This is a genomic window from Bradyrhizobium septentrionale (assembly GCF_011516645.4).
GTDB lineage: Bacteria > Pseudomonadota > Alphaproteobacteria > Rhizobiales > Xanthobacteraceae > Bradyrhizobium > Bradyrhizobium septentrionale.
Map to the genome: position 1 here is coordinate 9,595,658 of NZ_CP088285.1, position 20,925 is coordinate 9,616,582.

Annotated in this window: 19 protein-coding genes; 7 read left to right on the forward strand and 12 right to left on the reverse strand. The window is 63.3% G+C overall.

Annotated features, from left to right (window positions below; all coding sequences use genetic code 11):
• Positions 1-7: 7 nt before the first annotated feature.
• Positions 8-1,018: a glutathione S-transferase N-terminal domain-containing protein gene (locus HAP48_RS48145; RefSeq protein WP_166207915.1), complete on the reverse strand. Its 1,011-nt coding sequence runs from the start codon at positions 1,016-1,018 to the stop codon at positions 8-10.
• Entirely contained in the window at positions 1,015-2,508 is a 1,494-nt protein-coding gene (locus HAP48_RS48150) for a M81 family metallopeptidase (RefSeq protein ID WP_166207918.1), read from the reverse strand. Before HAP48_RS48150 ends, HAP48_RS48145 begins: the two co-directional genes overlap by 4 nt.
• A 188-nt stretch (positions 2,509-2,696) precedes the next feature.
• Between HAP48_RS48150 and HAP48_RS48155 the strand changes: the two genes are divergently transcribed.
• The 3 genes from HAP48_RS48155 (at position 2,697) to HAP48_RS48165 (ending at position 5,931) form a co-directional block, all read left to right on the forward strand.
• The gene (locus HAP48_RS48155; protein WP_166207922.1) at positions 2,697-3,491 is read left to right on the forward strand and encodes a class II aldolase/adducin family protein; all 795 of its coding nucleotides are present in this window, start codon (positions 2,697-2,699) and stop codon (positions 3,489-3,491) included.
• Between the two features lie 112 nt (positions 3,492-3,603).
• On the forward strand, positions 3,604-4,542 hold the full coding sequence (locus tag HAP48_RS48160; protein ID WP_166207925.1) for a GAF domain-containing protein: 939 nt from the start codon (positions 3,604-3,606) through the stop codon (positions 4,540-4,542).
• 924 nt (positions 4,543-5,466) lie between these two features.
• Positions 5,467-5,931 carry a GNAT family N-acetyltransferase gene (locus HAP48_RS48165; protein WP_166207928.1) on the forward strand — a complete coding sequence of 155 codons (465 nt, stop codon included), beginning with the start codon at positions 5,467-5,469 and terminating at the stop codon, positions 5,929-5,931.
• 28 nt (positions 5,932-5,959) lie between these two features.
• Here the strand turns inward: HAP48_RS48165 and HAP48_RS48170 are convergent, their stop codons facing one another.
• On the reverse strand, positions 5,960-6,370 hold the full coding sequence (locus HAP48_RS48170; RefSeq protein WP_166207931.1) for an invasion associated locus B family protein: 411 nt from the start codon (positions 6,368-6,370) through the stop codon (positions 5,960-5,962).
• Positions 6,371-6,691: 321 nt separating this feature from the next.
• Here HAP48_RS48170 and HAP48_RS50345 point away from each other — a divergent pair, with 321 nt between their 5' ends.
• The gene (locus tag HAP48_RS50345; RefSeq protein WP_275949012.1) at positions 6,692-6,814 is read left to right on the forward strand and encodes a hypothetical protein; all 123 of its coding nucleotides are present in this window, start codon (positions 6,692-6,694) and stop codon (positions 6,812-6,814) included.
• A gap of 130 nt (positions 6,815-6,944) precedes the next feature.
• Here HAP48_RS50345 and HAP48_RS48175 read toward each other — a convergent pair whose 3' ends face one another.
• Positions 6,945-7,931 (reverse strand): NADPH:quinone oxidoreductase family protein, encoded by a 987-nt coding sequence (locus HAP48_RS48175; protein ID WP_166207934.1) that lies wholly within the window; start codon positions 7,929-7,931, stop codon positions 6,945-6,947.
• Position 7,932: 1 nt separating this feature from the next.
• Complete coding sequence (gene mddA / locus HAP48_RS48180) at positions 7,933-8,697, reverse strand: methanethiol S-methyltransferase (protein ID WP_166207936.1); 765 nt, start codon at positions 8,695-8,697, stop codon at positions 7,933-7,935.
• A gap of 97 nt (positions 8,698-8,794) precedes the next feature.
• Between mddA and HAP48_RS48185 the strand changes: the two genes are divergently transcribed.
• Positions 8,795-10,330 (forward strand): bifunctional AfsR/SARP family transcriptional regulator/alpha/beta hydrolase, encoded by a 1,536-nt coding sequence (locus HAP48_RS48185; RefSeq protein WP_175612284.1) that lies wholly within the window; start codon positions 8,795-8,797, stop codon positions 10,328-10,330.
• 258 nt (positions 10,331-10,588) lie between these two features.
• Entirely contained in the window at positions 10,589-11,623 is a 1,035-nt protein-coding gene (locus HAP48_RS48190; protein WP_166207939.1) for an AI-2E family transporter, read from the forward strand.
• A 90-nt stretch (positions 11,624-11,713) separates the two neighbouring features.
• Here the strand turns inward: HAP48_RS48190 and HAP48_RS48195 are convergent, their stop codons facing one another.
• Complete coding sequence (locus tag HAP48_RS48195) at positions 11,714-13,432, reverse strand: metallophosphoesterase family protein (protein ID WP_224496869.1); 1,719 nt, start codon at positions 13,430-13,432, stop codon at positions 11,714-11,716.
• A 107-nt stretch (positions 13,433-13,539) separates the two neighbouring features.
• Positions 13,540-14,688 carry an epoxide hydrolase family protein gene (locus HAP48_RS48200; protein ID WP_166207942.1) on the reverse strand — a complete coding sequence of 383 codons (1,149 nt, stop codon included), beginning with the start codon at positions 14,686-14,688 and terminating at the stop codon, positions 13,540-13,542.
• A 242-nt stretch (positions 14,689-14,930) separates the two neighbouring features.
• On the opposite strand from HAP48_RS48200, the gene HAP48_RS48205 reads away from it, so the two are divergent.
• Complete coding sequence (locus HAP48_RS48205; protein WP_166207945.1) at positions 14,931-15,362, forward strand: hypothetical protein; 432 nt, start codon at positions 14,931-14,933, stop codon at positions 15,360-15,362.
• A gap of 10 nt (positions 15,363-15,372) precedes the next feature.
• On the opposite strand, the gene HAP48_RS48210 is transcribed toward HAP48_RS48205, so the two are convergent.
• The 5 genes from HAP48_RS48210 to xoxF5 form a co-directional block, all read right to left on the reverse strand.
• Entirely contained in the window at positions 15,373-16,326 is a 954-nt protein-coding gene (locus HAP48_RS48210; RefSeq protein ID WP_166207948.1) for a hypothetical protein, read from the reverse strand.
• Positions 16,327-16,485: 159 nt separating this feature from the next.
• Positions 16,486-17,049, reverse strand: a complete 564-nt coding sequence (gfa, locus tag HAP48_RS48215; protein WP_166207951.1) for an S-(hydroxymethyl)glutathione synthase — start codon at positions 17,047-17,049, stop codon at positions 16,486-16,488.
• Positions 17,050-17,082: 33 nt separating this feature from the next.
• Positions 17,083-18,192 carry an S-(hydroxymethyl)glutathione dehydrogenase/class III alcohol dehydrogenase gene (locus HAP48_RS48220; RefSeq protein WP_166207954.1) on the reverse strand — a complete coding sequence of 370 codons (1,110 nt, stop codon included), beginning with the start codon at positions 18,190-18,192 and terminating at the stop codon, positions 17,083-17,085.
• Positions 18,193-18,241: 49 nt separating this feature from the next.
• Positions 18,242-18,718: a c-type cytochrome, methanol metabolism-related gene (locus HAP48_RS48225; RefSeq protein WP_166215858.1), complete on the reverse strand. Its 477-nt coding sequence runs from the start codon at positions 18,716-18,718 to the stop codon at positions 18,242-18,244.
• 123 nt (positions 18,719-18,841) lie between these two features.
• Positions 18,842-20,647, reverse strand: coding sequence for a lanthanide-dependent methanol dehydrogenase XoxF5 (gene xoxF5 / locus HAP48_RS48230; RefSeq protein WP_166207957.1), 1,806 nt, complete (start codon positions 20,645-20,647; stop codon positions 18,842-18,844).
• Positions 20,648-20,925 lie beyond the last annotated feature (278 nt).

Below are 20,925 nucleotides of genomic sequence, written 5' to 3' on the forward strand. Positions count from 1 at the left end.
TGATCGATCAGCCTCCATCCAGGACGGCCCAACATCCCGTGCGTTCCAGCACGGGCTTCAATGCGGTGCGATCGCCGGCATCGAGCGCGGCAAACTTTTCGCGCAGCTGCTGCAGGCATTTGACCTGGTATTTGAAGGGCGCCAGCGCGTAAGGCAGCCCCAAGACGTTGATCTCGAGCCGCTCGAGGCCTTTCGCGAACGCATCCGCATTGGCGGCAAGGAACGGCAGATAGAGCTCGCCCGCGATCCGCAGCAGCGCCTCGGCGAACCCGCCGAGCGCCTGCTCCCGCGGATACCATTTGCCCTCGACGCCGGACGCGTCATCGAGCCGCCGCACCCAGTGATCGGTGAACGGTGCCCGCTCGCGCATGATCCGCATCGGGGTCGGATCGGTCGCCATCTCGCTGAGCTGGCCGAACCAGGCAAAATCCGCCAGCGACGGCCGGCTGCCGAACAGATAATTCGTCATGCCGACATGCGGCTCGAACGCCGCAAGCGTCCGGCGATAACTCTGCTCCAGCAGCGGCCTGTTCTCCTCGGTCGCGCCGAGAATGACCATGCGTGAAATCTGCCGCTGCCGGAACTCCTCGATCTCCTCGCGGCTGCCGGTCTTAGCGTCCGACGTCGACCATTCCTCGCCGGCCCAGCGCGACACATAGGCCTGATCTTCCGGATCCCACCAGCGATAGAGAAACAGCGGCTTTACCGCCCATTCGTCGGCGAGGTCCTCAAGCAGGTCGCAGACGAACGCGACGGCCTTGTCCTCGGGGATGACCGAGCGCCCCTGATGGCGCGCTTCCAGATCATAGGCGAGCGTCGTGGTCTCGCCGCGATAGCTGCCGTCGGGATATTGCAGCACCGGGATCAACAACGGCTTCAGATGCGCGGTCGCCGCGCGCAGGGCCTTGGTCATGATCACCCAGTCGTGCGGAATCCGCCGGTAGCGCAGCAGCGCGCGCAGCTTGATCGCATAGGGCGACGCCGTCGATCCGATCAGGCGATAGCGCCCCTCGGTCATGACGACAACTCCGAAAATGCCGGATTGCCGTACGGATAGAACCGCGTGAGATCAACATTCTTGTAAGGCAGCTTGTCGAGACGCGTCGTGCCAAGGAAAGGCTCGTCAGGCTCGACCAGCAGGATCGTCTTGGCAAAACCGTTGTCGAAGCCGCGCCGGAAGTGGACCCGCGACTTGATCGCCATCACATCGAAGGTGCCGATGTCGGGCACCAGTGCCTTCAGCGAGAACGGCTCCATGACCTGCACCAGGTAGGTGGAGAGGATCAGCGCATTGTTGCGGCCGAAGCGCACGCAGGCCCAGAACTGCCCGTACGCCTCACCCGCAGCCGAGATGGTGCCCTGAATGCGAACCGGATCGCCCGCCGACTCGTCGGCACGACCACCGATCTCCATGTCGAAGGCATCGCCGGCCTTGGCGCCGGCGGCCTTCAGCGCTGCAGTCGCCCTGCCATCCGCTATGGTCGCGATCACCGTGTTGGCGAGGTCCTGCGCGATGATCTCGCGCAGCAGCCAGGTCGCCGATCCCGAGCGATCGCTGTGATCGGCCAGCACCACCGGCGTGTTGCCATCAGCGACGGCCTGCTTTGACAGCGCGACGCCCTCGGCGATGCTGTGGAGTTTGGTCGATTGCAGCAGCGCCTCGCGCAGCCGCCAGATCGTGCCGGCGAGATCCCGCGCGACCTGTTCGGCGAGTTTTGGATTGTCGTTGGTCAGCACCTGCACGGTCATGCCGACATCGGGAACATCGGCGAACGGGAAGCCGAAGAAGATGTTGACATAGACGTCGACCTCGCGGGCCTCCCAGACCAGCGCGCGCTGCACCAGATCCATCCACGGCCGCGCCCCGGTCCATTGCAGCACGGTGGGTGAGATCACGGGAACCTTGATGGTCCGGTGCGTTGGCTTGTAGTCACCGCGGATCGCCCGCACCAGCATGCGCGCGGCCCGTTCACCCTGCAGATGGGCGTCATAGTGCGGGAAGTATTTGACGGTGAACGCCATGTCCGCCGGTTCGAGGAACGCCTCGTCCTCATTGCCGTGAAGGTCGAAAGTTGCCGCGATGAAGGCGGAGCGGCCGACCACCTCGCGCACCTGCCGCGCCAGATCGGCCTCCGGCCGCGGCACGCCACGCACGGCCATGGCGCCGTGCAGACACAGATAGACACCGTCGAACGGCCCCTCATCCTTCAGTCCCGCGATCATCTTGCCGACGAAGCTGCGATAGGCGCCCTCGGTGATCCAGCCCGATCCAGTCCCGGTCTTCGGCCACAGCGGGGATTCGATGCCGACCAGCTCGACCTCGGAGAACTCGCGCGCCACCTGCACGAAGCCGCCCATGTAGTTCCTGGGATCGAACTGCAGCAGCGCCTCGCCCCTGGCCGGCGAGCCCGGATAGATGAAGTCGTCGAGCGTGGTCTCGTTCGGCAGGAACGAGACGGTTTCGTGGGAGAAATGCAGGACGGCGATACGTATCTTGCGTTCGCTCATTTTGTGCGCCTCGGCTGTTTTTCCGTATCCTGACATCGAAGGCGCGGCGCGCCAATGCCGCATTCGGTTTTTGCCCGCCAGCCCTGCAAATACGCAGACGCGGCACAGCTTGCCGCCGCGCCGATTCTGCTATGGTCCACGCCAACAATCGGGCCGCGGGTCCGTAGATGTCTCAAGGAGAGAACGCCATGAATCCCCCCGTCAGCTCGCCCGCGATCAAGGTCGTCAAATCGGTTCGCGAGCAGGTGAGCGCCGAGGAGTGGCAGGCCCGTGTCGATCTCGCCGCCTGCTATCGGCTGACGGCGATGTACGGGATGACCGAGATGATCGCGAACCACATCTCCTGCCGCGTGCCCGGCACCACCGACCAGTTCCTGATCAATGCCTACGGCATGCTCTATGAGGAGATCGACGCCTCCAGCCTGATCAAGGTCGACGTCGAGGGCAACACGCTGCTCAACGCCACCGACTATGACGTCAACGTCGCCGGCTTCGTCATTCACAGCGCCATCCACATGGCCAAGCACGACATGGACTGCGTCGCGCACACCCACACCCCGGCCGGCATGGCCGTCTCGGCGATGGAATGCGGCCTGCTGCCGCTCGCGCAGACCTCGATGCGCTTCCTGCACATCGCCTACCACGACTTCGAAGGCATCGCGGACAATGTCGACGAGCGCGAGCGGCTGGTCCGCGACCTCGGCGACCACGAGGCGATGATCCTGCGCAACCATGGCCTGCTGGTCGTCGGCCGCACTGTGCCCGCCGCCTTCAACGTGCTGTTCCGGCTGGAGCGCGCCTGCCAGACCCAGGTGATGGCGCTGTCCTGCAACACCAAGCTGATCTATCCGCCGCAAAATATCCTCGAAGACACCTATGAGCGGATGCAGCCGAACCCCGGCCGCGCCGCGCGCAACGGTGAGCTCGCCTGGCCCGCTTTGCTGCGCAAGCTCGACCGCGCCGATCCGTCGTATCGGGACTGAGGCGAAATCGCGCCTTCGCATCAACTTTGGGCGTCGCTTGCCCGCTATTTGAGCGCACGCTTTGTCGCGAGATCGCCGATGCTAGCCGTCGGCGAGGCGGCAGGTGCGTGCGATGAAAACCTTCATTCGCGTTGTTGAACTGTGGGTGCCCGATCAAACCCGGACGCGGCTGGAATTCGGCGGCAGCCTCCACAGCGGCGAGTTCACGGAGTTCAACGAGGTCAGCGAGAACGCGCTGTTCGCCTATGACGAGGGCCTTCCCGGCAAGGCCTGGGCGAGCGGCCATCCGGTCATCCTGACCGAGTTCGCCAACTCCTATTTCAAGCGAACCGACGAGGCGCGCGAAGCCGGCCTGACCTGCGGCGTCGCGCTTCCGGTGTTTGCCGGCGAATTCCTGATGGCGGTGATGGTGCTGCTCTGCGGTGACGACAGGAAGCATGTCGGCGCGATCGAACTCTGGCACAACGATCCCGACCGATCCCACGAGATGGCGCTGGTCGACGGCTACTACGGCACCGCCGACATGTTCGAGTTCAACTCGCGCCACACCAAATTCCCGCGCGGCTTCGGCCTGCCTGGCCGGACCTGGAAGGCCGGCATGCCGCTGATCATCAATGACCTGCACAATGCCAAGGGATTCCTGCGCTGGGAGGACGCATCCGAGATCGGCATCAATTGCGGCGTCGGCATCCCCTACACGACCGGCGACCAGACCTGGGTGGTGACATTCCTGTCGGCCCAGGCGACGCCGATCGCACGCCGGTTCGAGATCTGGGTGCCGAACGAAGCGCGGTCGGCGCTGGTGTTCCACTCCGGCGATTGCAGCGAGCAGTCCGACCTCGCCGCGCTCTATGCGGCAAAGACGATCGGCCGCGGCGAAGGCTCTATCGGCGGCGTATGGGCAACCGGCATGCCCGCGCTCACCGAACATCTGAAGCAGGATCCATCGATTGCGGCCGCACTGGCGCGCACCTCCGGCATGAACCAGGTGGTGGCGCTGCCGGTGATCGAGAGCGCCCGGCTCAAGGCCGTGCTGGCCTGGTATCTTTAGGGGTTGGAAGGATCGTCCGCCGCGCGGACACAGCTCCTCACCGTCATCCTGAGGTGCTCGCGTAGCGAGCCTCGAAGGATGCGCGGCCCGGCCGGTGGCCGTGCATCCTTCGAGGCTCGCAAGAGCTCGCACCTCAGGATGACGGAATTGGCTTTTTGATTCTACTGTCAAACAGCTTGTTCGGTGTCATCACCCGCGCATGCGGGTGATCCAGTATTCCAGAGACGCCTGTGCGTGAGCCGAGAGGCCGCGGCGTACTGGATCGCCCGGTCCCGTCTACGCCAAGGCTTCGACGAGGCCACGAATCCCTGGCACGCCGAAGCTTTAGCGAAGGCGGCGAGCCGGGCGATGACAGTGAGGGTGGGGACGCAACTTCGCGTTCTCGCGACATGAATCGTCCGAGTTTTTCATCTCGTTCCGCCCTCTCCTTGAACAGAGGGCGCAGGGAAAGTCGGGTGCCGATTGCACCCATGGGCCCCGAGCGATGGGTAGAAAGCTCGGGGGTAGGACCACAGGTGTAACCGAACAATCCGGCTTTCCCTGCGCGATGGGTTACGGCTTACTTCGTGCTCTCCCCGGCGAGACTGGGCTTTTTTGTCACCGCCTTCGTAAGAACGCTGCGCGTTCTACGAGAGGACACCGGCCGCTAGGGCGTCAGGACCACACGACTTCGCCGTCCGCTTCATGCGCATTCGTCGACTGCGCACTCGGCGTCCACCGCATCTCACACCGCGTTCGTGACGACCGCGAAGCGCCCCTCGATCGGGTGAGACGGGCGGAATTGGACCACTGAGTTGCCCGACGACGGAAGCGCCGATTTGCCCGTCGGGTTGATTTGTCGCAGGACCGGTTACGCCATCGCCAACCCGCCCGACGTCCTCGCGTGATTTGCCTGCGGGGCGCGTTTTCAACTAAGGTCGCCGGATGGACATGCTCGTCAAGCTCTATGCCCTGCCCGATTCCCGGCCCGCCTACGATCGATTGCTTAAGGCCGGAATTGTGATGCGCCGTGCGCTTGCCCCCGAAAAGCACCAGGTCGTGGCCTGGGTGCGGGAGACATTCAGCGAGGCATGGGCCAGCGAAACCGAGGTCGCGTTCAGCTGCCAACCGGTCTCCTGCTTCATCGCGATCCAGCAAAAGAAGATCGTGGGATTCGCCTGCCACGACGCGGCCTGTCGCAACTTCTTCGGTCCGACCGGTGTCGCGCCGAAGGCGCAGCACAGCGGAATCGGCAAGGCGCTGCTGTTCGCGTGTCTCGAGGACATGAAACACCAGGGCTTTGGCTACGCCATCATCGGCGGCGTCGGCCCGGCGGAATTCTATGCGAAGGCCGTCGGCGCGGTGGCCATCGAAGGCTCCGCGCCGGGAATCTATCGGGGACTGCTGTAGCTGCGCCTGCGCGCAGCGCGCGCGTCGATCAGCTTCCAAGTTGAATGGTGCGCTCCAGCGCCGCGGCGAAGCCGTTGAGGGGGACATTGAAGACGACAGCCTGCCCGCCATTGATGTTCTGCGCGGCAATTGTGAGCGCCTTGGCCTTGCTGATGGTGTCGGTAACCACTGTTGGAAATGATACCGGAAGCAAACAGCCTTGCGCCGTGCATGTGGAGAAGCGCGTCTGCTCCAGATCCCTGCCGTCAAGCTTGACGACGGCCCCGGTGTCGAGCCTCAGCCCAAACGGCATCAATATGTTGCCTTCGGCTTTCCCGTCCCTGTGAATCAGTTCGATGGCGAAGATTTGCTGATTGGTCTCCTTGGAGAGCTGTGTCTGACCCAGGGGGCACAGCTTTGCAGCGCCATCGAGCTTGGCATTTGACGATCCAGTCTCCATAGGTCTCGCTGATTGCGGAAGCACCCTTGGGAAGCTGGACGGGGCGGACCACGCCATCCGCCGCGGAGGTCTGGCTCCGCGTCTCGGTCGGAATGGAGACGGTGCCCCCGCTGGCATCCGATTTATCGGCAGTCCGGGCGGCTTGTGCCGAACCGATGCCGGCAAGGACGACGAGAGCGACGATCGCCCGAAGACGCCCGCCCGCTGCACTTACTCTCACCATGCATTCGCTCCAGCACGATACATCTCGAAACCGATTTCGGCCTTACGTGGGTATATTTCCCACGTAGACGTGTTACGTGTACTTGGAGAACCGCAGACATGCAAGAGATTATCGCCGCTAGTGTGATCGTCGCGATCGTTGCGTTCTGCGGCGGGTATTTTTGGGCGATTGCGCGTGAAGCCAGGACCTCGAACAAGCAACAGCGGAAATCGCAGCGGTGACCGGCGATCAGCACCACGCGCCGCGCAGCCCGGATGGGGAGCGAAGCGATACCCGTCGTTCCCGCCTCCGATGCGGCCTGGTGGGTAGCGCTGCGCGCCACCCATTCTACGAAGTTCGCGCTGAGATCGGTCAAAGGTCTTGTCTGACCTGCAGCACAATTCGCCCCATCGCGCGCCGGTTCGCAACCAGGCTCATCGCCTCACCGGCACATTGGAGCGGAAGCACCCGGTCAACCTGCGGGCGCAGTTTGCCCTCGCCGACCCATGCCATGACGGCTTCCGCCGCACGGGCCGCTTGTTCCGGACAACGCTCCATCCAGGCGCCGACAAAGACGCCGACGACCGAATAGTTCTTGAGCAGAGGCAGATTCATCGCGAGCGACGGGATTTCGCCGCTGGTGAATCCGATTGGGAGCAGCCGACCGTTCCAGCCCATAAACCTTGCAAGGGTGGCGAACAGCGCACCGCCGACATTGTCGACGCAAATGTCGAGGCCCTTGTCCCCCGCAAGAGCCTTCACACGTTCACGCACATCTTCGCGCGAATGGTCGACGATCTCGGCAGCGCCATGCGCGCGCACCATGGCCGCCTTCGCAGCACTGCCCACGACGGCAATGACCCGCGCGCCCATCAAATGCGCCATCTCGACGCAGGCGAGGCCGACTCCGCCGGCAGCGCCCGTCACGAGCACCGTCTCGCCCGCCTGCAGACGCGCCCGCTCGATCAGGGTGTACCAGGCCGTGAGATAGGTGTGCAGCACTGTTGACCCCACGGTGAAATCAACGTTGGCCGGCAGCAATGCGACGCTGCTCTCCCTGGCAACCATCCGCTCCGCAAATGCACCGAACCAATTTCCGCAACTGACACGGTCGCCGGGCCGGAAGCGCGTGACCCGGTCACCACAAGCCAGCACGATTCCGGCAGCGTCCGTTCCCGGTACGTAGGGAAGCGCCGGCCGCATCTGATAGCCGCCGCAACTCATCAGATAATCCATGTAGCTGACGGACGCGGCATGGACATCGACGAGAACCTCGTTTGCTGCCGGGCGCGGTTCGGCGATCTCGGTGAAGCTCAGGTCTTCGATACCTTTGAAGGCGTTGCAAACAATGGCGCGCATATCAGCCTCCGTGGCGGGTTTCTGGAGCGATCGGGGCACCGCCAGGAAGACGCGGCAGCAGCATCGGAACGCGTTGGCGATACTGCTCGTAGCTGGCGCCGAATGCTGCAACCAGGTCCCGTTCCTCGAGCCTGACGCCGATAAGGATGTAGCCGGTGGTCGCGGCGGCAAACAACAGATGCCCGGCGGTCATGTGCGGCGTCGCCCAAAAGGCGATCAGCAGACCCAGCATCAGCGGGTGACGGACCAGCCGGTACAATAGCGGCGTCTTGAACGCTGGCATGCTATCGGCTGCTCCGCGTAGCACGTCGACGACCTGGCGTAATCCAAACAGCTCGAAATGATCGATCTGGAATGTCGACATCAGCGCGATCAGCCAGCCCATCCAGAAGATTGATGTCAGCATCACTTCCGGCCAACCCTCGACGCGCCAGACTGTCGCGACGATCGGACGCCACTGCCAGAAGATCAGGATCAACAGAAGGCTCGATATCAGCACATAGGTGCTGCGCTCACAGGAAGCCGGGACGATGCGCGTCCACCAGCGCTTGAAGCCCTGACGCGCCATGACGCTGTGCTGGATCGCGAATATCCCGAGCAAAATCGCGTCGATCGCGAGCGCTTGCGCTAACCCGCTGTCCGGTCCGACATCGATCGTCTTCGGGACAACAAAATTGCCGATAAAGGCCGACGCATAGGCAAATGAAACCGAGAAGACGAGGTAACTCGCGAGACCATAGATCAGGGCGGCGGCGCGTCCGGTCATGACGTTTCTCCAGAAGGTGGCGGCGCAATGCCCCCGGTGCTAGCATCGCGGCGTCCCTTGAGCGTCCCCGGACGCCTTCATCGAAGATCGCATCGGTATGGCTTCGTTCAGCGTCCGGACGCTCGGATTTCCGGAGGTTCGTTGTGATGACCGCCTGCGCCCGTTGGCGCTGCGCAAGGGACTTGCACTGCTGGTCTATCTGGCTGAGGCGAAGGGCCCGGCCGGACGCGATGCGATTGCGACGATGTTGTGGCCGGAAAGCCCCGCCGAGGTGGTAAGAGCCCGGCTGCGTCGGCTGTTGCATCGCCTGCAGCTCGCGCTCGGCGATGTCATCGCATCCGACAGATCCACAGTTCGATTATCGGCGGGGATCAAACTGGATGTCGATTCACGCCTGTTTGAACAGGCTTGTGATCGCGGCGAGTTCGAGCGCGCCTGCGGTCTCTATCAAGCCGATTTCCTCGACGGCTTCTCACCCGGCGATTGTCCGCAATTCGACGAATGGGCGTTCTTTCGAAGGGAGGCCTTGCGTGGCCGCGCGATCCAGGCGCTCGAGCGGGTTGTGCAGGAGAAGCACGCGGCGGGCGACTACGCCTCCGCCGCCGCGCATGCCGGCCGTCTGGTGGCACTCGATCCGCTCAGCGAAATCTATTCCCGCCACTTCATCCGCAATCTCCTGCTGGGAGGCGACCGGGCCGCGGCCGAGCGCCAGCTCAAGGCGCTGACGCAGCGTCTGCGCAACGAACTCGACGTGGCGCCCGAAGCCGAGACCAGCGCGCTGCTCGAGGCCGGCGCCGCGGAGCCACCGACGACGCAATATGTCAGCGGAGGCAACGTGCATCTCGCATTCCAGACCTATGGCAAAGGGCCTACCGACGTTCTGATGTTGACCGGCTTCGTGTCTCATGTCGAACGGGTCTGGGAGGACGCAAGGTGCCGGGCCTTCCTTTCCTCGCTTGCGGCGATGGGCCGTCTCGTCCTGCTTGATCGCCGTGGCGTCGGCCTGTCTGACCGGGTCGGGTTCACCCCCAACGCCGAGGCAACTGCGCAGGATATCCGCACCGTGCTTGATGCCACAGGCTCGCGCCGGGTCGTGCTGTTCGGTGCATCCGAAGGCGGACCGGCCTGCATCAGGTTCGCCGCCGATCATCCCGACCGCGTCGCCGGACTGATCCTGTTCGCTTCGCTCGCGAAGGGAAGTGCCGCGCCCGACTATCCGCATGCGTTGCACGCCGAGCAGTATGATGCGTGGCTGCAGCAGCTCGTTTCGGCCTGGGGCGGCCCTGCCGGTATCGAAACTTTTGCGCCGAGTCTGGCCGGCGATGCCAAGGCGAGGGCCTGGTGGGCCGGCCTGCTTCGTGCGGCCTCAAGTCCTGGCGCCATCAGGGGCGTGCTGGAGACGCTGCGCGACACGGATGTGCGACATCTTCTGGGGCGGGTTGCCGTTCCGACCCTGGTGCTGCACCGCCGCGCCGACCGAGCCGTCCGCATCGGTGCCGGGAGACATCTCGCCGACAACATCCCACACGCGCGATTCGTCGAGCTCGACGGCGCCGATCACTGGGCTTTCGCCGGCGATGGGCAAGCGGTGCTTGACAACGTCAGGCAGTTCGTCGGCGACCTCGCGGAGTAGTGTTGTCAGGGCAGCCGCAGCACTGACCGACGATCCGCACCGCGCGCCGACCGTTGAATGTTTGATCTTCCCTTCTGATTTCAATTGCACACGCCTGGCGATCACTGCGGTCCTGCGCATCTGGCAACGTACGTTGGAACATGGCACACTTGCGATGGATCGTACCTTTCGCGAGGTCTCTGTCAGCTTGACGGAGGCGCCGGTCTCGTCGCACTGCGAGACAGACTGACAATCTTTGTGTTCTGGGAGAATCCAAGGATGGGTGGCGGGTTGAAGATCACGACCGGCATCATCGCCGCGGTGCTGGTCACAGCGGCGGTGGCCCAGGCGCGCAGTGTGCTCGCCCCGCTTGCGGCCGCGCTGTTCATCATTGCGATCGTCTGGCCCATTCAGGAGCGGCTTCAGTCGTGGCTGCCGAAACTCCTCGCGCTCGCCATTACCGTCGTTGTTACGGCTGCAACCTGCGCCGCGTTTGCCTCGCTGGCGGCGTGGGGATTCGGCCGCGTCGGGCGCAATTTGATGGCGGACGCGGCGCGGTATCAGGCCTTCTACGACGCCGCAGTGATGTGGCTGGACGGCCACGGCGTCTCGTTCGCCGGCCTTTGGGCCGAGCATTTCAATGTCGGCTGGCTGCTGCGCACCATGCAATATGTCACGGGCCGCATCAACACCACGTTGAGTTTCTGGCTCATCGCGCTGGTCTATGTCGTGCTGGGACTTCTCGAGGTCGAGGACGCTGGTCGACGAATTGGGCGGCTGGAGAATCGCACAGCTGCGCGCGTCTTGCTCAAGGGCAGCAAAGCCACGGCCGCGAAGTTCCGCAAATATATGCTGGTGCGGACGCAAATGAGCGCGGTCACGGGTCTGCTGGTCGGCCTGTTCGCTGCCGCGACCGGATTGCCGTTCGCGTTCGAATGGGGCGTGATCGCCTTTGTTCTCAACTACATTCCTTTCATCGGCCCTTTCATCGCGACGCTGTTCCCCACCCTGCTGGCCATGACGCAGTTCGACAGTTGGCCCGCGGTGTTTGGTGTGTTCGCCTGTCTCAACGTCATCCAGTTCGTGGTCGGCAGCTACATCGAACCGCGGGTGGCCGGCTCGACGTTGTCGATCTCGCCCTTCCTGGTGCTGTTTGCGATCTTCTTCTGGAGCTCGCTTTGGGGCCTGTTCGGGACCTTCATCGGCGTGCCGATCACACTCGCTATTCTGACCTTCTGCGCCGAGTATCCCCCGGCCGCCTGGATCGCCGATCTCTTCGGCGGATCACACGAAGACAAGCCGAAAACGGCCTAGAGCCGTTCCGACGGAACCGGAACGGCTCTAGATTCTTGTTTTGACGCGTTTTCTTCACGCGAACCGGTATCCACTTCGCTCGAAAACGCTCTAGCTTTTGGCAATCTCCACCCGCTCGGGCTCGGCGAGGCAGAGCTTCCGGTCCGGCCCGACCATCATTCTGTGGATGTAGAAATAGCTGACTGCATCATCGGCCCCCATCACCGGCGACGGGGCCGAGACGATCTTCGACGCACCACATGTACCGATCCAATCGATATGACGGTGACCGTGCATCACAACCGAGCGATCGGAAAACCTCTGCAACCTGCGTACAAACCAACTGCCGTTGATCAACGCCGTCCCGATGCGCTCGGCGAACGTCTTCACCGGCATGGGATATTCCATCAGGTGATGGTGTAGGGCGATGGTCCAGTACGCCGTCGGGAAATGACGGATCGCAGCCTCCAATCGCCGCGTTTGCGCCTCCGAAACCAAACCGAGCGCGTTGGTGAAGGAGAAGTGGGTTTCGGCGTTGGAGTTGAGAACGGCGATCCCGAGGCCGCCGTCCCCGTCCGGCGGCACGATCATCGGAAACTGATCATCGAACAGGCCGCGGAGCGCCGCTGCGCGGCGCACGCCCCCGTGCTGCGCAAATTGCGTTATCCGATCATGGGAGGGCGCCAGCGCCTGGTTCAGCGTCGCCGATGGTTTGCCGGAACCATCGATGACGCGCACGCGATCGCCCTGGACGGCCGCGATCGCCGATAGGGTACGCATCTGCCGCAGCCGCTTGCCTGGGCTGAACGGCAGGTCGAGGCGCGCGGGGTTGGCGCGATCCACGACGTTAACGTCATGATTCCCCGGAAGCATGATGATGCGTGCAGCAAGGTCCGGATGACCTGCCAATGCATCGAGAAATTCCGCCCATTCGCCCGGCCGGCCGGCATCGGTCATATCGCCGCTGATCAACACATGGTCGAGCGGATCAACGGCGTGAATTTCGGCAAGCCGAGCCAGCACGCGATTGAAGCGTTCGTTTCCCCGCGGACCGGCCGTCCCGCTTTCGATGCGGAAGCCGTATCGCTCGCTGACCACGTGAAGATCAGACAGATGTGCAACGCGCCAGACACGGCCTCCTGACGGCGTCGCGTCAAACGCGGCAAGGTCGGCCGGTTGATCCATGCTGGCGTCGGCCACACTCCAGGCCAGTGATGCGACTGCGAGATAGCAGGACACCAGCACCACGGCGTTCGCGAATGTCGGCACCACAAGATGATGGATCAGAACAAGGTCATTGATGGTCGCTTTCCATTGCGAGGCAGGCCAGACCATAACCGCGATCAATGCGGCACCTGCCGAGAGCAGCAGGCCGGCGCCGACGGAGCAACTGCGGCGCAGCCGCATGCGAGAGGCAGGAGTTGCGCCGGTGCGCCAGAACAACTCGGCCAGATGGCCCAGCGCCTCGCGCGCGAACGCGTAACTCGGCTGGACCGCGAGCGCGTTAAGTGACCAGAAGCTGGTTTCCACGATTTGAAATAGCGGTCGCCCGCCGAGCCATCCTAACGCCGCGATCACAATGAGCGCCAACACGGCGCCCGCTTCGGACAGTGCAAGAACGTGTTGGGAAAGGCCCGAAATCCAGGCGGACGCGACCAGCGGCGCAAGGCCGAGCAGCACGCCCGGAAGCAGAAGCGAAACCGTCCAGGCGAATAACAGCTTCGCCGGACTGATCTCAACCAGAAGGCTGCCCACGATCGCGAACAACGAACGCTGTTCGGGGCTGGCGGCATCGTCCTCGAAGTCACCGTCGCGGGGGTCAAGCAGCACGCTGACGTCCCTCCGTGGGATGGGTGGAGCGCAGCGATACCCATCAACTCAGATTCGCGGCGCGAACGATGGGTATCGCTGCGTTCCACCCATCGTGCACGGCTAGCCTATCGTCGGCGCAGCTTGCCGAAAAACTCCCGGACCTCACCGACAAACAGTTCAGGCTGCTCGAACGCCGAGAAATGGCCACCCTTCGGCATCTCGCTCCAGTGCTGGATGTTGGCGAAGCTCGTCTCCATCCATTTGCGGACCGGCGTGACGATCTCCTTGGGGAACACCGCAACGCCGGTCGGCACGCTCACTCTGTGCACGGTTCGCTTGCCCGGCCCAAAGCTTTCCCAGTAGAGCCGCGCCGACGACGCGGCCGTCGCGGTGACCCAGTACAGCATAACGTTGTCGAGCAGCTCGTCGCGGCTGAGGATGTTTTCCGGATGCCCGTCGCAGTCGGTCCAGGCCCAGAACTTCTCCAGGATCCAGGCCGCCTGCCCGCTCGGCGAATCCGTCAGGCCATAGCCAAGCGTCTGCGGCCGGGTGGACTGCTGTTTGGAATAACCGGAATCCCAGTCGGCATAGTATTTGATGCCGTTGAGCGCGCGGGTCTCCTCCGGCGTCGGCTGGCCCTCGACATTGGGCCGGGTCGACATCGCGAGCGTGATGTGGATGCCGGCGCAGTGCGCCGCGTCCTGACCGCCGATCGCGGTCGTGACCGCGGAGCCCCAATCGCCGCCTTGCGCGAAATAGCTGGTGTAGCCGAGCTGTTCCATCAGGACGGCCCAGGCCCTGGCGATCCGGTCGACGCCCCAGCCTGTCGTGGCCGGCTTGGCGGAGAAGCCGAAGCCCGGCAATGACGGGCACACCACATGGAAGGCATCGGCCGCGACACCACCATGCGCGGTCGGATCGGTCAGCGGCTCGATCACCTTGTGGAATTCGACCACCGAACCCGGCCAGCCATGGGTGATGATCAGCGGCCGGGCCTCCGGATGCTTCGAGCGGACATGGATGAAGTGGATGTCGAGCCCGTCGATTTCGGTCGTGAACTGGCTGAATCGATTGAGCCGCGCCTCGCGCTGCCGCCAATCATAGGTCTCCGCCCAATAGTGGCAGACATCCCTGATCCATTGCAGCGGCGCGCCCTGGCTCCAGTCGTCGACCAGCTCGGCCTCCGGCCAGCGGGTCCGCCGCAGCCGGGTGTGCAGATCCTCGAGGACGTCGTCAGTGACGGCAATGCGAAACGGGCTGATGGCGGTCGTCATGGCGTCTCCCCGGGATGCAGCTTTCCGGGGAAGATAGGCGCGCGCGGGCCGCCGATCAAACCCGCGCCGCGCCAATTGCCGCGACCCTAGCCGTCCTCTGCATGAACCCTGCACGACAAACCGCGAATTCTGCACGACAAAATCCATCATCGGCGTCGCCGTGTTGTTAAGACGGGGGCTGCGATCGATCGACATCAATCGCGGACGATCGAAGCACGCGTGGCGCAGCGCATGGAGCTGATGTGGCACTCTATTTGACGAGCATCATGAACGCCCAGGACGTTCTGTTGAAGCTGGGCGTGCCGCTTGTCATCATGTTCTTGTCGGGGTGGATCATCATCAGGACATGGGTGAGCAGGTCTGGCATCGATTCGTCAGGCTTTTCGCCGGCAGCGTCGTCGGCCCTGTTTGCCCCTGTACTCCTCGTCATGTACTTCTTGCTGCTGCAATCCGTCATGCAGGAAGGCATTGCCGCTCACGCGGAGCTCGTCATTTTATACGGCGCGATTTTCGCACCGACATTTCTTCTGCTGCTTCCATTCGCAATCATCTCCCTCGTGCGCGTACGCCGACGGAGAGCACCGCTCGGCAATGGACTGCTATGTAGCGCATTCGCCGCCTGGCCGATCTTCCAGGTCGTGTGGATGTGTCTTCTGTTTGGCGAGTGGGAATAGATCGGTCAAATTACCTGCCGATTGCCGTCTCAAGCAGCGCCTGGGCCTGTTTGGTGGCCTCTGCGAATGCCGGCTGTTGCGGCGCCCGCTCGGTGAAGCAGCGCTTGAAGGCGTCCTCGCCCTGCTGCCGCAGGTCGCCGAGCTTGTCATAGGCCTTCTTCGTGATCTCTTTGCGATCGAGCTTCTCGGCCGCCGCGTCGGCCTTCTTGTTGTAGTCGGCGCGGATGGTGGCGCAGGCTGGCACTTTCACGGCGGGCTCGATCTCGCCATAGGCGATATACATTCTGCCGCCAGCAAGCGCCGCGACGAACACCTCATCGCCGGCCTCGGGGGTCGAATCCTGGGTGCGGCCGGCCAGGAAGCCGTAAGTCAGGGTGGCCGAGGCCGGCTTGGCGACCGGGAGCTCGTCGAAATTGATCACTGCGGCATCGGTCGAGATCGCCTGGGTGTAGAGGCCTTCGAACTTCAGGGCCGCTTCGATCTGCTGCGGCACGTTCTTGCTGCCCTTGTCCCACCAGGCCTTGTGCTCGTGCAGCCAGCGGGTGAACAGGGCTTCGGTGGTGACGATGATATGGGCCTTCGGCTCGACGAAGCTCCCGTCTGGGCGCTGCTCGCCGATCTTGCCGCCGTCCCTGCCCTTGTCGGCATCAAAGCGCAGGCCGTCCAGCATGCCAAACCCCATATCGCCCTTATAGAGAGTGTCGAGGTTGAGCTGGGCGGGTGCAAAGCCCGGCCGGGCGGGCTCGGACAGGATGGCGGCGAGCTGCGTCTTCAGCTCATCGCGCGCCGCCGCCTCGGCCTTGTCGACGGCCTCGCCGGTCTTGCCGTCGTTCGCCTGCTTGGCGAATTTGGCGATCGCCGCGTCACGCGCGGCAATGTAGCGGTCTTCCGGCGACGCCGCGTGGGCGTGCGAAAGGACCAGGATCGGGGAAAGCGCGAGGGCAAGGCGGAAAATAAAATGCATGCCCTGTGGTCGCCCGCAGGGCATGCAAGGTTCAAGGTCACGGGTACTACCAGCATATCCGACACCGGCAGCCCTCTGCCGGCGCAGAATCTCGTCAGGCCCGACCGTTCGGCCGCCCCCGTCAGGCCGCCTCTATGAGGCTGCCTTAAGCCGCCTCTATCAGGCTGCCTTGGAGTTCGCCACGTGGGTGGCGATTGCGTCCATCAGTGGCGGCGACAGGCAGTCATAGGGCTCGAGCCCAAGCTCCTTCAGCCGCGACCGGATCCCGGCCATGTCGGCCGGCTTGACGCCTGACTCGATCACCGACGACACGAAAGCGGCAAATCCCGGAGCCGCCGAGCCGGACTCCTGGAACAGCTCGGGATGGATGAAGTCGAGGCCAAAGAACGGATGGCCCTTGTTCTCGATCCGGCCGTACATGTGAGTGCCGCAGCCCGAGCAGGCGTGGCGCTGAATCACCGCCGCCGTATCGACGATCTTCAGCTTGTCGCCGTTTTCCAGCACGGTGACGTTCTCTCGCGGCACCACCGCGACCACCGAGAAGGTGGCGCCCGAAGGCTTCCAGCACTTGGTGCAGCCGCAGGCGTGGTTATGGGCGACGTCGCCCTTGACCCCGACCTTGACCTTCTTGTCCGCGCATTTGCAGACAAGCGTGCCGCCGGCGAAACTGCCGGAGCCTTGCTTGACGCCGTTGTCGATTGACGGGTGGATATGAACAGTCATTGACCTATCCTCCTAGTGCTTGGTGTTTTGATTTCAGAATACGACGACCGAACGGATCGACTTGCCCTCGTGCATCAAGTCGAAGCCCTTGTTGATTTCCTCGAGCTTCAGCACGTGGGTGATCATCGGATCGATCTGGATCTTTCCGTTCATGTACCAGTCGACGATCTTCGGCACGTCGGTGCGACCGCGCGCGCCGCCGAAGGCGGTGCCCTTCCAGACCCGTCCGGTGACGAGCTGGAACGGCCGGGTCGCGATTTCCTTGCCGGATTCCGCGACGCCGATCACCACCGAGACGCCCCAGCCGCGGTGGCCGGCTTCCAGCGCCTGGCGCATCACGTTGGTGTTGCCGGTGCAGTCGAAGGTGTAGTCGGCGCCGCCGTCGGTCAGGCCAACCAGGTGCTGGACGATGTCGCCGCTTACCTTGGTCGGGTTGACGAAATGCGTCATGCCGAACTGGCGGCCCCAATTGTCCTTGGAGTCGTTGATGTCGACGCCGATGATCTTGTCGGCGCCGACCATCTTGGCGCCCTGGATCACGTTGAGGCCGATGCCGCCGAGGCCGAACACGACGACGTTGGAGCCTGGCGTCACCTTGGCGGTGTTGACCACCGCACCGACGCCGGTGGTGACGCCGCAGCCGATGTAGCAGCTCTTGTCGAACGGCGCGTCCTCGCGAATCTTGGCCACCGCGATCTCGGGCAGCACGGTGAAGTTCGAGAAGGTCGAGCAGCCCATGTAGTGGAAAACCGGCTTGCCCTTGTAGCTGAAGCGCGAGGTGCCGTCGGGCATCACGCCCTTGCCCTGGGTGGCGCGGATCGCGGTGCAGAGATTGGTCTTCTGGCTGAGACAGCTTTTGCACTGCCGGCATTCCGGCGTGTAGAGCGGGATCACGTGATCGCCCGGCTTCACCGATGTCACGCCGGCGCCGACCTCGCGAACGATGCCGGCGCCTTCGTGCCCGAGGACCGACGGGAAGATGCCTTCGCTGTCGAAGCCGTCGAGCGTGTAGGCATCGGTATGACAGATACCCGTCGCCTTGATCTCGACAAGGACCTCGCCGGCCTTGGGGCCTTCCAGGTCGAGCTCGACGATCTCAAGCGGCTTCTTTGCTTCGAATGCGACTGCGGCGCGGGTCTTCATCTTGGTCTCCAACAAATATTAAACAGGTTGCCGTTCGCGCCGGACACGCTCACTTCTTGTTGCCCATGCAGGCGTCTTCCGCCTTGTTGTAGGCTTCCGATTTGTCTTCGTGCTTGGCCGGCCGAACACGCCCGACCGCATCATTGGCTCGGGCGCGCAGGTACACATAGAGGTCGTCCATGTAGCAGGCAACGTTCGGGTTATCGCCGAATGCCGGCATCACGTTCTCCTGCGACGTCGAGACATTCTTGCGGCCGCTCGCGACCACGCCCATGAAGTCGGCGTAACTCATGGTCTTCAGCGAAGTCGCCAGCGCCGGCGCATACGTCGATCCCATCCCGTCAGGGCCGTGGCAGACGTGGCACTCCGAGTGATAGCGGCGGTATCCGGAGTAGGTGTACCAGTCCACCGTGCCGTCGGGCGCGACCTTGAACGTCGGGTCTCCATCCTTGTCGAGATACTTGCCGTCTTCGGACTTGACGGCGGTCGGATCACCCGCGTCCTCGGCGGAGGCAACTCCTCCCATTGCCACGACAGCGATCGCAGCAGTCACAAACCAGATCTTACGCAAAAGCCTATCCTCGCGTGCGGATTGAAGACGGTCCGGCGCATGAGATTGCCCCATGCGCCGGAACGAGCGTTGCTCAGCTCACTGCTGCGGCAGCGCGAACACCGTGAGCGTTCCGCCAAGTGCGGTGTAGTTGCTCAGCGCGGCATAGCCGCCGACTGCGCCGAGACCGGCCGTCGGATCGGTCAGACCAGCCGCAAGGCCGATGCCCGCCCAACCGCCAACACCCGACAGCACGGCGACGTACTGCTTGCCGCCGTTCTCGTAGGTGGTGACGTTGCCGATGATGCCGGACGGAGTCTTGAACTTGTAAAGCTCCTTACCCGTCTTGGCGTCGACCGCCTTCAGATAGCCTTCCAGCGTGCCGTAGAACACCACGTTGCCGGCCGTTGCGAGCGCTCCCGACCAGACCGAGAACTGCTCCTTGTTCGACCACACGATCTTGCCGGCCTTGCCATCCCAGGCGATGAAGTTGCCCATGTTGGTCTCGCCGGGAGGCGGATACATCGACAGCGTCGCGCCGACATAGGGCTGACCCGCGGTGTAGCTCACCTTGAACGGCTCGTAGTCCATGCAGACGTGGTTGGTCGGCACGTAGAACAGTTGCGTCTCCGGCGAGTAGGCTGCCGGCTGCTGGTCCTTCGTGCCAAGCGCCGCCGGGCAGATGCCCTTGACGTTGACGTCCTCACCGGCCTTGTCGGTCGAAGCCGCGTCAAGAACCTTCGGCCGGCCATAGGTCGGCGAGCTCTTGTTCATGTCGACGCCGGAGGTCCAGTTCACCTTCGGATCGTACTTCTCGGCGACCAGCAGTTCGCCGGTGGCGCGATCGAGCGTGTAGCCGAGGCCGTTACGATCGAAATGCGTCAAGAGCTTGCGCGGCGTGCCGTTGATCGATTGATCCGAGAGGATCATCTCGTTGATGCCGTCATAGTCCCATTCGTCATGGGGCGTCATCTGGTAGACCCACTTGGCGACGCCGGTATCCGGGTTGCGTGCCCAGATCGTCATCGACCACTTGTTGTCGCCGGGACGCTGCTTCGGATTCCAGGTCGAGGGGTTGCCCGACCCATAATAGACGAGGTTCAGTTCGGGATCGTAGGAGATCCAGCCCCAGGTCGCGCCGCCGCCGATCTTCCACTGATCGCCCTGCCAGGTCTTCAGGCTCGAATCCTTGCCGACCGGCTTGCCGAGCTCGGTGGTCTTGTCGTCGACCAAGATCTGGTCATCCGGACCTTCCGAGAAGCCGCGCCAGACCAGCTTGCCAGTCTTGATGTCGTAGGCGGTCATGTGTGCCTGAACGCCGAACTCGCCGCCCGAGATGCCGATCAGGACCTTGTCCTTGACCACGATCGGTGCGGAGGTGCCGGTCGCACCCTTGGCGGGATCGCCGTTCTTCACCGACCATTCCACCTTGCCGGTCTTGGCATCGAGCGCCACCAGCGTGGTGTCGGCCTGGTGCAGGAAGATCTTGCCGTCGCCATAGGCAACGCCGCGGTTGACCGTGTCGCAGCACATCACCGGAATGACGTTCGGATCCTGCTTCGGCTCGTACTTCCAGACGATCTTGTTGTCCTGCGAAAGGTCAATAGCGTAGACCTTGTTCGGGAACGGGGTGTGCACGTACATCATGTTGCCGATGATCAGCGGGCCGCCCTCGTGGCCGCGCAGCACGCCAGTCGAAAATGTCCAGGCGACCTGCAACTTTCCGACGTTCGAGGCGTTGATCTGATTCAGCTTGGAGTAACGCGTATTCGCGTAGTCTCCAGTGGGCATCACCCAATCCTTCGGGTTCTGCGCCATCTTGTTGAGTTCGTCATTGGCATTGGCAGCACCGGCGGCGAACACCGCCATTGCCCCAAGGCTGGTCGCGTAAAGCAGCTTGCGCATCGTGGATTTCCTCCCAGGGTTCAAGAGCTCAAGGGTTTCCGCCGAAACGGCCCCACTTCTTCCATTTTGGTGTCCCAGTCGTAGTCCGATCGAACCGCGCTGACTTGCCCAGCAGCGAAGCGCCGTTTGCTCAGAAGCGAAACTTTGTAAGATTTTTGCGGTCGGGCCCCAGTTGGCAGGAAAGGCCGCCTCATGTTGCAGGGCATCAAACGCCCTCGGTGCCGTTCCAGCGTCAGATGGAAGCGGCCCAAGGTTGCGCTTGACGCGCCCAGAACTAA

Coding starts and splice junctions, on each gene's coding strand:
- HAP48_RS48145 (WP_166207915.1), bottom strand. CDS start 1,018: ATGACCGAGGGGCGCTATCGCCTGATCGGATCGACGGCGTCGCCCTAT.
- HAP48_RS48150 (WP_166207918.1), bottom strand. CDS start 2,508: ATGAGCGAACGCAAGATACGTATCGCCGTCCTGCATTTCTCCCACGAA.
- HAP48_RS48155 (WP_166207922.1), top strand. CDS start 2,697: ATGAATCCCCCCGTCAGCTCGCCCGCGATCAAGGTCGTCAAATCGGTT.
- HAP48_RS48160 (WP_166207925.1), top strand. CDS start 3,604: ATGAAAACCTTCATTCGCGTTGTTGAACTGTGGGTGCCCGATCAAACC.
- HAP48_RS48165 (WP_166207928.1), top strand. CDS start 5,467: ATGGACATGCTCGTCAAGCTCTATGCCCTGCCCGATTCCCGGCCCGCC.
- HAP48_RS48170 (WP_166207931.1), bottom strand. CDS start 6,370: ATGGAGACTGGATCGTCAAATGCCAAGCTCGATGGCGCTGCAAAGCTG.
- HAP48_RS50345 (WP_275949012.1), top strand. CDS start 6,692: ATGCAAGAGATTATCGCCGCTAGTGTGATCGTCGCGATCGTTGCGTTC.
- HAP48_RS48175 (WP_166207934.1), bottom strand. CDS start 7,931: ATGCGCGCCATTGTTTGCAACGCCTTCAAAGGTATCGAAGACCTGAGC.
- mddA (WP_166207936.1), bottom strand. CDS start 8,697: ATGACCGGACGCGCCGCCGCCCTGATCTATGGTCTCGCGAGTTACCTC.
- HAP48_RS48185 (WP_175612284.1), top strand. CDS start 8,795: ATGGCTTCGTTCAGCGTCCGGACGCTCGGATTTCCGGAGGTTCGTTGT.
- HAP48_RS48190 (WP_166207939.1), top strand. CDS start 10,589: ATGGGTGGCGGGTTGAAGATCACGACCGGCATCATCGCCGCGGTGCTG.
- HAP48_RS48200 (WP_166207942.1), bottom strand. CDS start 14,688: ATGACGACCGCCATCAGCCCGTTTCGCATTGCCGTCACTGACGACGTC.
- HAP48_RS48210 (WP_166207948.1), bottom strand. CDS start 16,326: ATGCATTTTATTTTCCGCCTTGCCCTCGCGCTTTCCCCGATCCTGGTC.
- gfa (WP_166207951.1), bottom strand. CDS start 17,049: ATGACTGTTCATATCCACCCGTCAATCGACAACGGCGTCAAGCAAGGC.
- HAP48_RS48220 (WP_166207954.1), bottom strand. CDS start 18,192: ATGAAGACCCGCGCCGCAGTCGCATTCGAAGCAAAGAAGCCGCTTGAG.
- HAP48_RS48225 (WP_166215858.1), bottom strand. CDS start 18,718: ATGGGAGGAGTTGCCTCCGCCGAGGACGCGGGTGATCCGACCGCCGTC.
- xoxF5 (WP_166207957.1), bottom strand. CDS start 20,647: ATGCGCAAGCTGCTTTACGCGACCAGCCTTGGGGCAATGGCGGTGTTC.